This is a genomic window from Kothea flammea, assembly GCF_052161645.1.
GTDB lineage: Bacteria > Planctomycetota > Planctomycetia > Pirellulales > Pirellulaceae > Laterigemmans.
The window spans coordinates 7064933-7078587 of the sequence record NZ_CP197414.1; the positions used below are offsets into that span (position 1 = coordinate 7064933).

Here is a 13655-nt window from a genome sequence, read left to right on the forward strand (position 1 = left end):
CGTGGCGGCGGAAGATTGGTTAGGATTCAAATCGCACGTTTGCGGCCTGCTCACGTGCATTGAATGATTCGTCAGCATCCCGCGCTGGGGTCGTACTCGCTCTCAGCGGCCGGCAACGGTCAGAACTTAAAGCCGTCTTCGATGAGGCCGTTTTTGATCACGATGGAGATCGAGTCGCGGACTTGCAACGCCTCTTCTTCGCCGTGCGTCTCCAAGCCTTGTTCGTTGACGATCGTAACGTTGCGACCGATGCGGCAGTTCTTGTCGAGAATCGCCCCGTTGATGGTCGAACCGCTGCCGATCCCAACAGGCAGGCTTCCTTCAGCGATGTCTTGTTCGCGCTCCTGCGCGGACTGGACATAGTCGGCCCCCATGACAACGCTGTTGCGGATCGTGACGTTCTCGCCGATGACGGTACGTAGGCCGATTACGCTGTTTTCAATCACCGTGCCGCGACCGATATGGCAACCGTCGGCAATCAAGCTACCGCGAACTTGCGCATCTTCCATGACCGAGGGAGGCAGGAAGCGGGGCCGGCTGTACACCGGCGCTTGGGGCGAACTTAGGTCGAACGGCGGAGCCGCGCTCGCCAGACTGAGATTGGCTTCGTAGAACGCGCGAATGGTACCGATATCTTCCCAATAGTCATCGAATAGGTGCAGTTGAACGCGTTTTTGTTTGATCGCCGCCGGGAAGACCTCCTTACCGAAGTCCTCGTGGGTGGTTTGACGCAGCAGTTCAACTAAGACTTCGCGGTCGAAAATATAGAGTCCCATGCTGGCCAAGCAGTCGCGGCCGCCGCTGGGGATGCCGTGGGCGTCAATCCAAGCGGGATCGGTGCGAATTTGGTCAATTTCTTCGTCAGTCTGTGGTTTTTCGACGAAACCCTTGACCCGCCCGGTATCGTCGACTTGCATGATTCCCAAGCTGCCCGCGGCGCTCCGCGTGACCGGGATGCCGGCGATCGTGACATCGGCTTTGTTGTCGATGTGAGTTTGCATCATGTCGCGAAAATCCATCCGGTAGAGTTGGTCACCGGAAAGGATCAGCACATGTTTGACCCACTTTTGTTCGAGGTACCGCAAATTTTTGCGAACGGCGTCGGCAGTCCCTTGATACCAGTCGGTGCCGGCGTCGACGGTTTGTTGGGCGGCCAACAATTCGACAAAACCACCGCTGAAGTGGTCGAATCGGTAGGTTTGGCGAATGTGCCGGTGCAGGCTGACGGAGAGGAACTGAGTCAGCACGTAAATGCGATTCAGTTCGCTGTTGATGCAATTGCTGATTGGGATATCGATCAACCGGTACTTGGCCGCCAAGGGGACAGCCGGTTTGGCGCGAATCTTAGTCAGCGGAAACAGTCGTGTGCCCCGACCGCCACCGAGAATCAGAGAAATGGTTTCTCGCATGGTGTCCTCTTTCCTGTTCATCAAAGTTTTCAATCATCCGTCAGTGGGAACGCCGGCGGGCGCACGGTCAAAATACCAACATCTTTCACCAATACTTTTCGTAACATACTTGCCCCGGCCCCGGGGGTTGGTCCGCCCGAAAACCATCCGCTTGCAACAATTGCAACATGCCCGGTGGGTCGGGTGGCGGTTCGTTTGCTCGGTGCAGACCAATCATTTGAGGATTTCCGCAAAGGAAAACATGAGTGTCCTGGGGGCGAATCGGAAACCCGGCTTCTGCTGCCAAACGCCCACTGCTGTAGACCTGTTGCAAACGCTCCAGCCCCACATAGTCGGCCGCAGTGGCGTCCAAATTTCGAGTTTCCCGAGTGGTGTACCAAAGGTAACGATAATTGTCGTACCTTGCCATCAGCGTCTGGTGAGCTTTTCGATAACCGAGATCTTTTTGCAGCCGCACGCAAGTGGCGACCACGATTGGTCCGCGATGTCCGGCGGCCAGCAGTTCAGCAGCCATCGCGTTATGGGGCGCCTCGCCAGTGCCGGTTCCCAACATGAACACTGCATCTCGCGGGCCAACCCCTTGCAGTCGATAATTGCCGACAACTCGCGGCTGGACGAACAACCGTTTGCCCGGTTGCAACCGAAACAATCGTGGAGTCAGTGCGGGCGGTTGAGCGGACGATTCGCGAATCAGCGTGACGTAAAACTCTAGGTAGTTGCTCCGATCGCATGGCAACAGCTTGGCCGCGTCATCGATCAGGCTGCAAGAGATCGAGTAAGCACGTCGCACCAGGGACCACGATTTCTTGGCTGCTAATTCTTCTCCCTGCGTGCCCGGTAGGCGGGGTTCCCAATACCCCAGCCCCAAGGCCACGTATTGTCCCGCCGCAAATTTTGGCACTCCGGCGTCCGGCAAAATACGAAACCGGGCCAAATCTTCGTGGATATCAATTCGCTCCAGCAGAGTGGCGTTGTAGTTCAGCGCTCGCAGCTCGGCGATGTCGTCCGAGTTGGGGACGGCAACCTCGGCATCCCGCGGGGGTTGAGTGCGGGATTTTTCCGCACCCGCTTTTTCTTCGCCGGCCTGTTCGCCGTTCGCAGGATTCTCCTGTTTTCCATCAGACAACGCGGTTCTCCTTGCAGTGGCCGCCTAAGTTGCACGCCCAGCAGTCGCTCGGCTCGGCAACGCCAAAGGTAGCAGGGTTTGCCGCGTGAAGCAAAAAGCAAAGCATTTAATCTGTCGATCGGGGACGTTACAATGAGTTCACGTTACAATGGGTAGTGGAGCGGGACAGCCCTTCGCTCGCCCGCCATTTCTCCTCAGTTTTTCCTCAATTGCGTTTGCTTACGATGACCAGGATGCTTTGGACTGCCAATCGGTTTTTTTCCTCAACGCATCATCACGCAGCGGCTTGTGTCCAGCGAGCTTGCCTGGTGATGGCGGTGCTGTTGCCAGGGCTGTCGCTCGGCGGCAACCAAGCTCGCGGTGAGGAGTGGACGAATTTGCAGGGCACGGCCACCATCGATGCTGGTTTCCTGGGCATGTGGGGCGACATGGTGGTGCTGCGTCGCAACGACGGCAAACGCATCGCAATTCGCAAGGACCAGCTGAACGCCACCTCGCGACTGTTGGCCGACGAATTGGCGGCCCGCAAAAATGAGATTCGCGAGCGGCGATTGAACGAGCTTCGCAAAGGTGATTCTGCGATGCCAACTTCGCTGGCGGTCAAACCAAGTGCCCCCTATCAGTCCCCTCCGCCACTCGGCAGCGACCTTTATGAAAGCCTAACGCATGTCGCCACTCAGTTAAATGTGGGCCACATTCGCGCCCTCTGGGACGCCATGCCGGCCAGCTATCAACAGGACCTCGACGAACTCCTGAAATACTCCGCGGAGTCCTCCGACGCGCAGTCGCACGCCGTCATTCAGCGGTTGGGAACGCAGCTCGGTAGAACCCTGCACAAACAAAAGTCGTTCGTGTTTGGCTATCCAAACTTGGCGATGGTTCCGCCTGAGATACTTGATAACGTTCGCCAAGCTTACGACCCGGTGGTCGGTTTGATCCTCGAGCTCAGCGACCAAGAAGTCTTCTCCATCGAAAATATGTTGTCGCAACCGTTGGCTGAAATTGTGGCGACAAAAAGTGAAACGATGGGGCCCCACCTAGCCCAACTGCTGAAAATGTTGCCCGCTGAAGCCAATCCGCTCAGCCCGCTCGTCGACCTCGACCCGACCGCGATTCAAATGGACGGTCAAGATCGTGCCACGGTGATGATGCCTGCCCCCGGCGGGCAATCGCAACCGGTCGTGTTCGTCAAAGTCGAAGGCCGCTGGGTGCCAGAAGAAATGGCTAACAGCTGGGCGGAGATGATCAGCGAAGCGCGGCAACAGATCGTGTCGGCTGCCGGCCAAGCCAACAGCTCGACCACCATTGCGCTCTTGGCGGGGCCGATTTTAGCGAGCGTTGAGAATGCTGAAAGCCAAGAAGAGTTCAATAAAATTATTGACCAACTGATCGGCATGGTGATGCCCATGTTGCCTCCCATGGGCCAACCCGGCATGGCTGGTAACAACGGACCGGGCACTCCCGGTATGCCCGGCATGAGCGGTATGCCGGGAATGAGCGGTGCCCCGGGGATGAGCGGCGGAGGAGCAAACTCAGGAGGTCAACCGCCCTCCTCAGGCGGTGGCCCTCCCGGTATTCAACCCGCAGACGTTAGCAGCGGTGGCAGCTGATGTAGTCCGCCGGAGACCAGCCACTCCCATTGCATCATTTATTCCACTGGCATCTCGGGGCGTTCACCGTATTTCGCTTCATACAACGAAGCGAACTTCTCAAAGTTCTCCGGATGGCAGACGAAGCACTGGGAATCAGGGCGATTGTCTTGTTCACACCAATCACCGGCCGCTTTGAATTTCGCCACTAGCGATTTGTCGCACCGCGCACACTCTTCTTCCGGCACACCATGCTCGCCACACCACCAGGCGCCATGCTGATGCGAGCCCGCTGCATGCTCGTCACCTGCCGGCTCTGCCGATTCCGCATCCTCCGCCACCGGCGTCACTGTGGCACTGTCAGAGCAGCCCGTAAAGGTCAAGGTTGCCGCGGCAAACAGCCCCGCGAACATAATGGATACACTCGATCGCAATTTCATCAGAAAACTCCCGTCGGCAATACCGACTAAGCGGAAAAAATCATGAAGTCACCCCTGAACGTTGCTCAGCGGCGACTTCGGTAACCACAAGATCATTAGTAAGGCAGGCGGCCTCTGCGGACTCGGCTCGCTCTTTGGGCGAGTTGAATACGACATATAAAACGCGCAAGACCAACAGGCTCATGATCATCGCGCTGCAGACGCCACCGATCACGACCGTTGCCAACGGACGTTGCACTTCGGTCCCCATCCCGGTGCTGAATGCCATCGGCACAAACCCCAGGCTGGCAACCAACGTCGTCATTAAAATCGGACGCAGCCGTGTCATGGCCGCTTCTTCCACGGCTGCATCGAGCGAGCGTCCCCGCTGACGAAGCTGGCGAATGGTCGAAACCAGCAACATGTCATCCAAGACGGCGACACCTGAAAGTGCGATAAACCCGATCGCCGCGGATATCGAAAATGGCATATCGCGAATCCAAAGCGCGATCACCCCGCCAATCCAGGCAAAGGGAACTCCGGTAAAGACTCGCAGCGAATCAAGCCAGTTGCGATAAGTCAGATAGAGCAGCCCGAAAATCAAGAGTAACGCAATCGGCACCACAATCATCAGCCGCGTTTGCGCTCGCTGCAGATGCTCAAACTGCCCACCCCACTCAACTCGATAACGTCCGGCTGGCAGGCTGACTTGGTCTCGCACGCTCCGCTGCGCCTCGCTAACAAAACTTCCCATGTCTCGCCCGCGGACGTTCGCTTCAATCGTGATCCGACGTTGGTACCATTCACGCTTGATTGTGTTAGGCTCGCTCACCCGCTCGATGGTGACCAATCGGTTCAATGGAATCTGTTGGCCAGAGGCCGTGGCGACCAACATGTTGCCAATCGCTTCGGGACTGCCGCGCACACTTTCCGGCAAACGAATGATTAGCGGGAATCGCAATTGCCCCTCATACACCTCGCCCACGTGACGACTCCCCAGCGACTCAACTAAGTTCATGATCTGCGAAGCGGCGACACCATAGCGGGCAATCTCGTCTTGCTTGATGCGAATTTGCAATACGGGCTGCCCCGTTAACTGTTCCACTCGCACATCGCTCGCTCCCGGAATCGATTCCAGCACGCCAGCAATTGCGTTCGCTTTTTCCACCATTAAATCTAAATCATCACCATAGAGTATGGCCGCCACATCGGCGCGGACTCCCGAGATCATCTCATTCATCCGCATCTCGATCGGCTGGGAAAAAGCCAACCGCGGACCCAGCAAATCGCGGAGCTCGCGCTGCACCAAGTCAGTCAATGCCTCTTGCGTTGTGGCACGTTGCCATTCCTCCCTCGGGTGTAAAGTGAGGAACAGGTCCGTTAATTCAGTACCCATTGGATCAGTGGCCACCTCGGCTGTACCCACGCGACTCCAAACATGGGCAATTTCATCCGGAAAATTTTCTAACAATACCTTTTCGATTTGCGTGTTGTAGCGAATCGATTCCTCTAAATCGGTCCCCGCCAGTCGCACCACATTCAGCGTGATTGCTCCCTCGGACAGTCGCGGCACAAACTCGCTACCTAAGTTTGGCGCAATCAAACCGAATACCGACACCAGTAATAAAATTGCCGATCCGAGGATGAACAATCGGTGATTCATGGTGAATCGCAAGATGGGCGCATAAAGACCCTTGAGGAATCTCAGCAGCCACGGCTCTTTCTCGTGAATCCCCTTGGGAAGCGTTAAACTGGCTAACACCGGCATCAACGTCAGCGATAAGACCATCGAGCCGGCCAACGCCATAATCACAGTTAACGCCATGGGGCGAAATAGTTTTCCTTCCACACCCTCCAAAGTTAAAATTGGCAAATACACGATCATGATGATCAGCTCGCCAAACATGGTCGGTTTGCGAACTTCCACAGCCGCGTCGCGAATGATTTCCAATCGACTGCGGCCGTCACTGCGATGCGACAAGTGCCGCACACAGTTTTCAATCATGACGACCGAACTATCGACAACCAGCCCGAAATCGATCGCCCCTAAACTCAACAGGCTGGCCGCGATCCCAAAGCGAAGCATGCCCGCGAAGGCAAACAGCATCGAGAGTGGGATCGCCAGCGCCACAATCAGGCCGGCTCGGAGGTTGCCGAGAAAAATAAACAGCACGGCGATGACAAGTAAGCCGCCCTCAAACAAGTTTTTTTGCACCGTGTGAATCACGTGGTCCACCAGTTCAGTGCGATCGTAAACCGTTTGCATGGTCATGCCGGCTGGCAGCGAATCCTCAATTTGTTGCAGCTTGTTTTTCAGGGCCCAAGTCACTTCATGGCTGTTTTCTCCCATCAGCATGAAGCCCAGCCCCAAGACGGCCTCTCCGCGACCGTTGGCTGTCACCGTGCCGCGACGAATTTCATGCCCCAACTGCACCGCGGCAACATCACGCACCCGAATTGGCACGCCATCTTTTGCCGTGATCACAATTTCTTCAATCTGTGGAATGTTGACAGTGCGGCCCACGCCGTGCACCAACAACAGTTCGCTGCCCGCAACGATCGATCCGCCACCAACATTTTGGTTATTGGCTTGAATCGCCTCGGCGACTTGTTCATAAGTTAGATCGTGCTTGATTAACAGATCGGGGTCCAAGCGAACTTGATACTGTTTCTCATAACCGCCCCAGCTGTTAATCTCGGCCACGCCAGGGACAGACCGCAGTTGTGGTTTTACCACCCAGTCGTGGACGGTCCGCAATTCTGTTAACCGAGCAATCCGTTCCGCAGCGGAAATTTTGGAAAAATCAACGCCCTCATATGTCAGCACGTAATGAAAGACTTCACCCAGTCCGGTCGAGACTGGGCCCATCTGCGGACGCTCGATCCCCGCGGGTAACTCCACAGTGCTCAACCGCTCGTTGATTAGCTGTCGGGCAAAGTAGATATCGATGCCATCCTCAAACAGCACGACGACTTGCGAAAGCCCGAACTTCGAAATCGAGCGCATGACTTGCAATCCCGGCAGGCCGCTGATGGATTGCTCAACAGGGTACGTAATTTGCCGCTCGACTTCCTCGGATGAGAGCGCCGGTGCATTTGTGTTGATTTGCACTTGGACCGGCGTCGTATCTGGGAAGGCATCGATGTCGAGCTGCCGCAGGGAAACACCACCGACGATAGCCAACACCAGCGTGATGACGATCACCGCAGCGCGATGCCGCAACGAGATGTCGATTAGCCAATTTAACATGGTGCCGGCATCCTATTCCTCAACACAGCAGCCGGCCCCCAGGCCGTTTTTCAGCAGTTGAGCACGCAACACGTTGCTGCCGCTGACCGCTACCACTTCGCCCGGCAGCAACCCGGCGATGACTTCGGTGTTGCCTTGATGAGTCGCCCCCAAGCGGACCGAGCGAACGTGAAACAATTTGGGGCTATCCTTGCCGCCAAAGTAATTTTTATCGCGGACAAACACGACTTGGCAGCAACCTTCCCAGTGCGCCGCTGCGCTCGGAATCACAATCGCGTCGGTTGACTCGCGAAGGACGACTTGCCCGGCACCAAAGGTTTGATCACGCAGGCTACCGTGGGGATTTTCCAGCGCGGCGCGCACCTCGATCATCCGCGTTTTTTGATTGGCTCCCGTGCTGATCCAATCGAGTTGCCCCTCAATGGTCCGTTCGCTACCATCGGGTGTAAAGCGTATTTTCTGACCGATTGCCAATCGTTCGACCTGCTCCAGCGGGACACTTAGTTTCAACCACATGCGTTTGGTGTCGGCGATCTCGAAAAGCTTCTTTGAGGAATCAACCAACTCGCCCATGCTGACTTCGCGACTAATGATCGTGCCATCCATGGGGGCGAAAATCGGTAGTAGATTCGACGTGATGTTTTCGCTGTTCAGCTTGGAGTGGGAGGCTGGTGGGATGCCAAGTAAACGCAGCGCCCGCATGGCAGCGGCTGGCGACAACTCGCCGAGCGGCTCAGTATCCACCGCAAGCCCCAGGTTGAGTAATGCCTGTTCGGCGTTGAGAACATCAGCCTGTGACTTAGAGAGGGCCGCTTCGGCTTCGAGAACTCGTGCGCCGGCGACCGCACCGATTGCATCTTTTAGCCTCGCCACGTTGCGCCGCTGCAAACGTTCTTCCGCCAGCGCTCGGAGTAAGTTCGACTTCAGCGTTCCCACCGCCGTCGCGTCGATGAGTGCGAGAATTTCGCCGTGACGCACGGTATCGCCAATATTTCTTTCGACCGACCAGACGTTGCCCGGCACTCGCGCTGAAACACTGCTTTTGCGAGTCGGATCGTAAACGATTTCACCGTTGCCGGAGACCGATTCAATGATTGCGTCCCGCGCTACCAAGTCGATATCGACCCCAGCCTGCTGAACTGCCTCAACGGAAGCAAACTGAATGCGAGATCGGTACAGCGTGCAGAGGCTGTTGTTTTCTCGCCGCGGTGCGACCGCCAAGGCAAGCTCTGCCTGTTGGCGATCTGATGATAGGCGATCTAATACTAACTGTGTTGCCGCTGATTGCTGCTTGACTTGTGCCAACTGTGGATAATCGAGCACGCAATTGTGTATCCCGTGGGCCTGACACCAGCCAAAGTCCTCCGCCGGAGGTGCCAGTTCCGGCTGACAATTAACGCAGCGAGATTCCGGCACGGCATGATCGGAACACCAATCATCATTGGCGACCGTCGCGGTGCCGACCAAAGTAGCGAACTTGGGAACCTGCCAGTCGCTCGAATGACCATAATAGAAAATTCCCGCAAATCCCAACAGCACGAGCAATGGCCCCAGACCACTGAATAGGCTGCTAAATTGTCCCGCGAGGGTTTTCGCGCGACGATTGCTTGCTGGAATGTCGCCTGCGGTGGGTGCTTCCTGAGCGAGCCTATTGCCTGCATTCTCTAACAGCATCGCATTTCCCCGAGTATGAGGTGTCGATTTAAATTTGATAGAACTTCAAATCCCTGGCGTGGATGACTCTTGCCACGAATTTTGCCGAGACATTCGCGAGCGCGGGACCAACGTCCCGTCGCTGCGGTGGATGGCTTCTCAGTCGAGTGACCGAGCAGAAGTTCGCATCAAATCAACAGCGATCGCATGGCGATCCTGTGAGCGCGACCGCTGGAGAATTGCTGGTCAGATAAGCGTTGAAACTGAGCGTAGGAACTTGTGTTGCACGTACCTGCCGAGGTGGCTTCGAAGTCGACCGTGAACCACCCGGAAAACATCGTCGCGACATGGACCAAGGGTGCGGCCGATTCGAGCAGTGCGCCTTGGCAAATACATGCCTTACACTGGCAGGCCGAGTCACTGGGGCAGTCGGAATGACTTTGCCCCACCCCTGCGGAGCAAGCGTCTTCGACACCATCAACAGCAACCCTGTCGCAGGCAACAGGAGCCTCCGCGGATGGCAGATCACTCTCCGCCTGGGGGCAGCAGCCATCCGCCGTGTTGACTGCTGGGGGCGACTGTTGGCAACCGGCATCCGCGCAGCCACTTGCCCAAGTGCATCGCAGGGGGCACAGCAGCAAACTGACGGTCGTGATCAAGATGATCAGAGATTTCATATTTCTATGATATTCGCCCGCCCTGACGACGGCAATAGCAACACACCCCCCTAGTGATAGGCCAACCGGCAAGGGTCGCTTTCCGGTGGTGTAAACTGAAAGCACAGTCCGGGTTTTGGAATATTCGAAGTTTCCTTGCGAGGAGCAAGCTGATGGCGTTGGCGAACAGGCATGTTTTTGGTGGCACGTGGATGGTGGCGAGCTTATTGAGTGCGCTGGCAAGTGCTGAGGATTGGTCTCAGTTTCGCGGAAGCGACTCGACCGGAATTGCCGCCACGGCATGTCCCGCGCAGTGGAACGTCAGCGACGAGTCAACGGAGAACTTGCTTTGGAAAGTCGCCGTTGCGGGTGAGGGTTGGTCGTCACCGATCATCTGGGGCGATGCAGTTTTCCTGACCGCTGCAGTGCCTCTGGTCGATGACCAACAGGAAGCAGCAGCAGCCACCAAGCCGGTGGAATATCGCGGCGGCGGGGGTACGCGGCGCGACGATTTAACGAAAACCGTTTACCGATATCAAGTCATTTGTCTCGATGCCACGACTGGCGCGCTCCGCTGGCAATCGGTCGCGGACGAGCGGCAACCACCGCTGCCGCGGCACAGCTCCAATACGTACGCCACCGAAACTCCGGTGACCGATGGCGAGCGGGTGTACGCTTACTTTGGTATGACGGGTGTTTTCTGCTTTGACATGCAAGGCAATCAGTTGTGGTCAAGGGACCTTGGTTCTTATTCCATGCGAGCCGGCTGGGGCACGTCGAGTTCCCCAGTGCTGTTCGCTGGCAAGTTGTTTCTTCAAATTGATAATGATCAACAATCATTCCTCGTGGCACTCGATGCAAAGACGGGAGATGAAGTTTGGCGGGTCAATCGAGCTGAAAAGTCTCAATACAGCTCTCCGATCATCTGGCAAAATAGCCTGCGCAATGAGTTGATTGTAGGAGGCCTGTTCTATCGTTCTTATGATCCAGAGACCGGAGAGCTATTATGGCAGCTGGACATGGAGAAAGGACGCAGCAGTGCCACTCCGGTCGCGATCGGTGATCGTCTTTTCGTCGGGACTGAATTGCGAGCACGAGGAGGTGATGATGATGGTGGCGGTTTTCTGTTTGCCGTCAAAGCGGGAGGTTCCGGGGATATCAGTCTGGCAGCGGGAGCCGCTTCCAGTGAGCACATCGTTTGGAAGACGGCCGACTCGAGTATTCAAATGGCATCCGCGGCGATTTGTGATGGACGTTTATACTTTTTGGAACGCCAGAGCGGGCAAGTCCACTGCATCGACGCGGCCACGGGCGAGCTGGTTTATCGCACACGTATCCGCGGGGCACGGTCGTTTTGGGCGTCGCCGTTAACCTCCGCCGGGCGGGTCTACTGCGTGGACTCCAGCGGAACAACGCACGTGTTGGCGGGAGGTAATGATTATAAATTGTTGCATAGTAACCGAGTGGATGAACAGGTCTGGTCAAGCCCCAGCGTTGCCAATGGCCGGTTCTACTTACGCACGGTCGACCACTTGTATTGCTTCGCAGCACCCCCGCAGGGTTAAGGCTGCTGAAGTTGTTGTTAGCATTTGATGAATTTCCGCGGCCAGGGAGATGCCTTCGTTGACGGTACTCTCTGCCTGGGCGTAGCATAACATTTCACCTGCTATAACTCCTCCAGCCTTGCTCATACACCTAATGAATCGCCGTCAGTTTGTTCGTCTTGTTCTTGGTACGGTGGCGGTTCTGCATGTCGGAACGGGCAGAATTATTCTTGAGTCACTTGCCTTTGCGGCTTCTCCGCAAGCTACCACTGAGGAGCCGGCGGCTGATTTGGTGGTCATCAATGCCAATATCCTTACGGTCGACGAAGCGATTCCCACAGCTGAGGCTATGGCGGTTCGCAATGAGCGGATCGTGGCGGTTGGCACCACTGCTGAGCTTCGCCGCTGGGTGGGCGGAGAGACGCAAATCCTGGACGTTGGCGGGAGGACGATAGTACCTGGTTTTCATGATGCGCACATGCACCCCAGTCCTAAGTACGATCCCCTCTCGCCGCTGGGAAAGATTGATTGCAGTCCCGCCGCAACGCCAACCATGGAAGCATTGATTGCCGCGCTTGCGGCGAAGGCGGCGGTGACTCCGCCGGGCCAGTGGGTGCGAGGCGGCAGTTACCAAGATACGAAATTGGGGCGTCACCCCACCCGGCATGATTTAGACTTAGTTTCCACCGAACATCCGGTTTACATTTCGCACTCCAGCGGACATGTGGCTGCGGTCAATTCGTTGGCTTTGAAACTAGCCAGGGTAACAGCGGGCACGCAGGACCCGCCAGGCGGAGGCTTCGATCGAGACGCCGATGGTGTTCCCAACGGTGTGCTACGGGAGTCGGCCAAGTCAATGGTGACGAGTGCCGGCCCCGATGATCCCTTGGCGACCACCGAGCAATGGGTGCAGGGCATCCAAGCATGTTTTGACGATTATCTGGCAAAAGGCGTTACCGCCATCCAACACGCCGGGACCAGCACTTCCACGGTGGAAAAATACCTGCTCGCCCAGGCGCAACAGAAAAAGTTGCGAATTTACATCATGCACAAATCGGTGACTGACCTAACGGAACTGGCAAAACGAGTGAATGCTGATGACAGCTGGTTGCGAGTCGGAGCGATCAAATTATTTCATGGCAACTCGCTATCGGGGCAAACATGCTGGCTTAGTGAACCATACGTCGGGCGTCCCAATTACTTTGGCATCCCGCCGGCTCGTTCACAATCGAATCTGAACGATCGCGTCAGCCGAATTCACGAAGCGGGCTTTCAAGCTTGCGTCCATGCCAACGGCGATCGGGAAATTGAAATGGTGCTAAATGCGTTTGAGCAGGCGTTGGCAAAGTCGCCCCGCGCGGATCATCGGCATCGCATTGAACATGCGAGCGTTTGTCCTGATCATTTATTGCCGCGCATCAAAACGCTGGGAGTCATTTTGGCACCCCATTCATACGTGTGGGACCACGGTGACAAAATGGAAGTTTACGGAGAGCAAAGATGGGACTATATGCATCCCAACAAGTCAGCCACGGAGGCGGGTATTTGGGTAGCTGGTAACAGCGATTCGCCGGTCAGCGGGGCCGATCCGATGCTGCGGATCCAAAGCATGGTGACGCGGAAAAGTGCTGAGGGTAAAGTCTACGGGGCTCGCCAGCGGGTTACCGTCGAAGAAGCGATCCGCATCTGGACGTTAGGCAGCGCATACGCTTGCTTTGCCGAAGCCGACCTGGGAACCTTGGCTGCGGGAAAATTCGCCGACTTTGTCATCCTGTCAGACGATCCTCGCGAGGTAGACGCCGAGCAGTTGCGGTTTGTAAAAGTCGATGCGACATACGTGGGCGGTGTCTGCAAGTTCTCGCGATAAGCACCATTGAGGTAACATTCGCCCAAAACTAACGCTACGCTTGTTTTCGGCGAATGTCCGTGAGCCCTTCGGGATCGGCAAGTCGTGCTTATGGCAGCCTAACAGAAGCCAACGCGAAGGAATCGATTCGTCTATTCTCATG

At 56.3% G+C, this 13655-nt stretch carries 9 protein-coding genes; 3 read left to right on the plus strand and 6 right to left on the minus strand.

Annotated features, from left to right (window positions below):
* Nucleotides 1–119 precede the first annotated feature (119 nt).
* Together SH139x_RS26395 and SH139x_RS26400 are read right to left on the minus strand one after the other, a co-directional pair.
* Nucleotides 120–1409 (minus strand): glucose-1-phosphate adenylyltransferase, encoded by a 1290-nt coding sequence (locus SH139x_RS26395; protein ID WP_488352725.1) that lies wholly within the window; start codon nucleotides 1407–1409, stop codon nucleotides 120–122.
* An 85-nt stretch (nucleotides 1410–1494) separates the two neighbouring features.
* Nucleotides 1495–2535 (minus strand): ferredoxin--NADP reductase, encoded by a 1041-nt coding sequence (locus SH139x_RS26400; protein WP_488352726.1) that lies wholly within the window; start codon nucleotides 2533–2535, stop codon nucleotides 1495–1497.
* Between the two features lie 233 nt (nucleotides 2536–2768).
* On the opposite strand from SH139x_RS26400, the gene SH139x_RS26405 reads away from it, so the two are divergent.
* On the plus strand, nucleotides 2769–4145 hold the full coding sequence (locus tag SH139x_RS26405; RefSeq protein WP_488352727.1) for a collagen-like triple helix repeat-containing protein: 1377 nt from the start codon (nucleotides 2769–2771) through the stop codon (nucleotides 4143–4145).
* Between the two features lie 38 nt (nucleotides 4146–4183).
* Here SH139x_RS26405 and SH139x_RS26410 read toward each other — a convergent pair whose 3' ends face one another.
* The 4 genes from SH139x_RS26410 to SH139x_RS26425 all read right to left on the minus strand — a co-directional run bounded on the left by SH139x_RS26410 (nucleotide 4184) and on the right by SH139x_RS26425 (nucleotide 10123).
* Nucleotides 4184–4564: an RND transporter gene (locus SH139x_RS26410; protein WP_488352728.1), complete on the minus strand. Its 381-nt coding sequence runs from the start codon at nucleotides 4562–4564 to the stop codon at nucleotides 4184–4186.
* Nucleotides 4565–4604: 40 nt separating this feature from the next.
* The gene (locus SH139x_RS26415; protein ID WP_488352729.1) at nucleotides 4605–7793 is read right to left on the minus strand and encodes an efflux RND transporter permease subunit; all 3189 of its coding nucleotides are present in this window, start codon (nucleotides 7791–7793) and stop codon (nucleotides 4605–4607) included.
* A 12-nt stretch (nucleotides 7794–7805) separates the two neighbouring features.
* Nucleotides 7806–9467 (minus strand): efflux RND transporter periplasmic adaptor subunit, encoded by a 1662-nt coding sequence (locus tag SH139x_RS26420; protein WP_488352730.1) that lies wholly within the window; start codon nucleotides 9465–9467, stop codon nucleotides 7806–7808.
* Nucleotides 9468–9634: 167 nt separating this feature from the next.
* Nucleotides 9635–10123 carry a hypothetical protein gene (locus tag SH139x_RS26425; RefSeq protein WP_488352731.1) on the minus strand — a complete coding sequence of 163 codons (489 nt, stop codon included), beginning with the start codon at nucleotides 10121–10123 and terminating at the stop codon, nucleotides 9635–9637.
* A 152-nt stretch (nucleotides 10124–10275) separates the two neighbouring features.
* On the opposite strand from SH139x_RS26425, the gene SH139x_RS26430 reads away from it, so the two are divergent.
* Nucleotides 10276–11667 (plus strand): outer membrane protein assembly factor BamB family protein, encoded by a 1392-nt coding sequence (locus SH139x_RS26430; protein WP_488352732.1) that lies wholly within the window; start codon nucleotides 10276–10278, stop codon nucleotides 11665–11667.
* 133 nt (nucleotides 11668–11800) lie between these two features.
* On the plus strand, nucleotides 11801–13513 hold the full coding sequence (locus SH139x_RS26435) for an amidohydrolase (RefSeq protein WP_488352733.1): 1713 nt from the start codon (nucleotides 11801–11803) through the stop codon (nucleotides 13511–13513).
* Nucleotides 13514–13655: the final 142 nt, after the last annotated feature.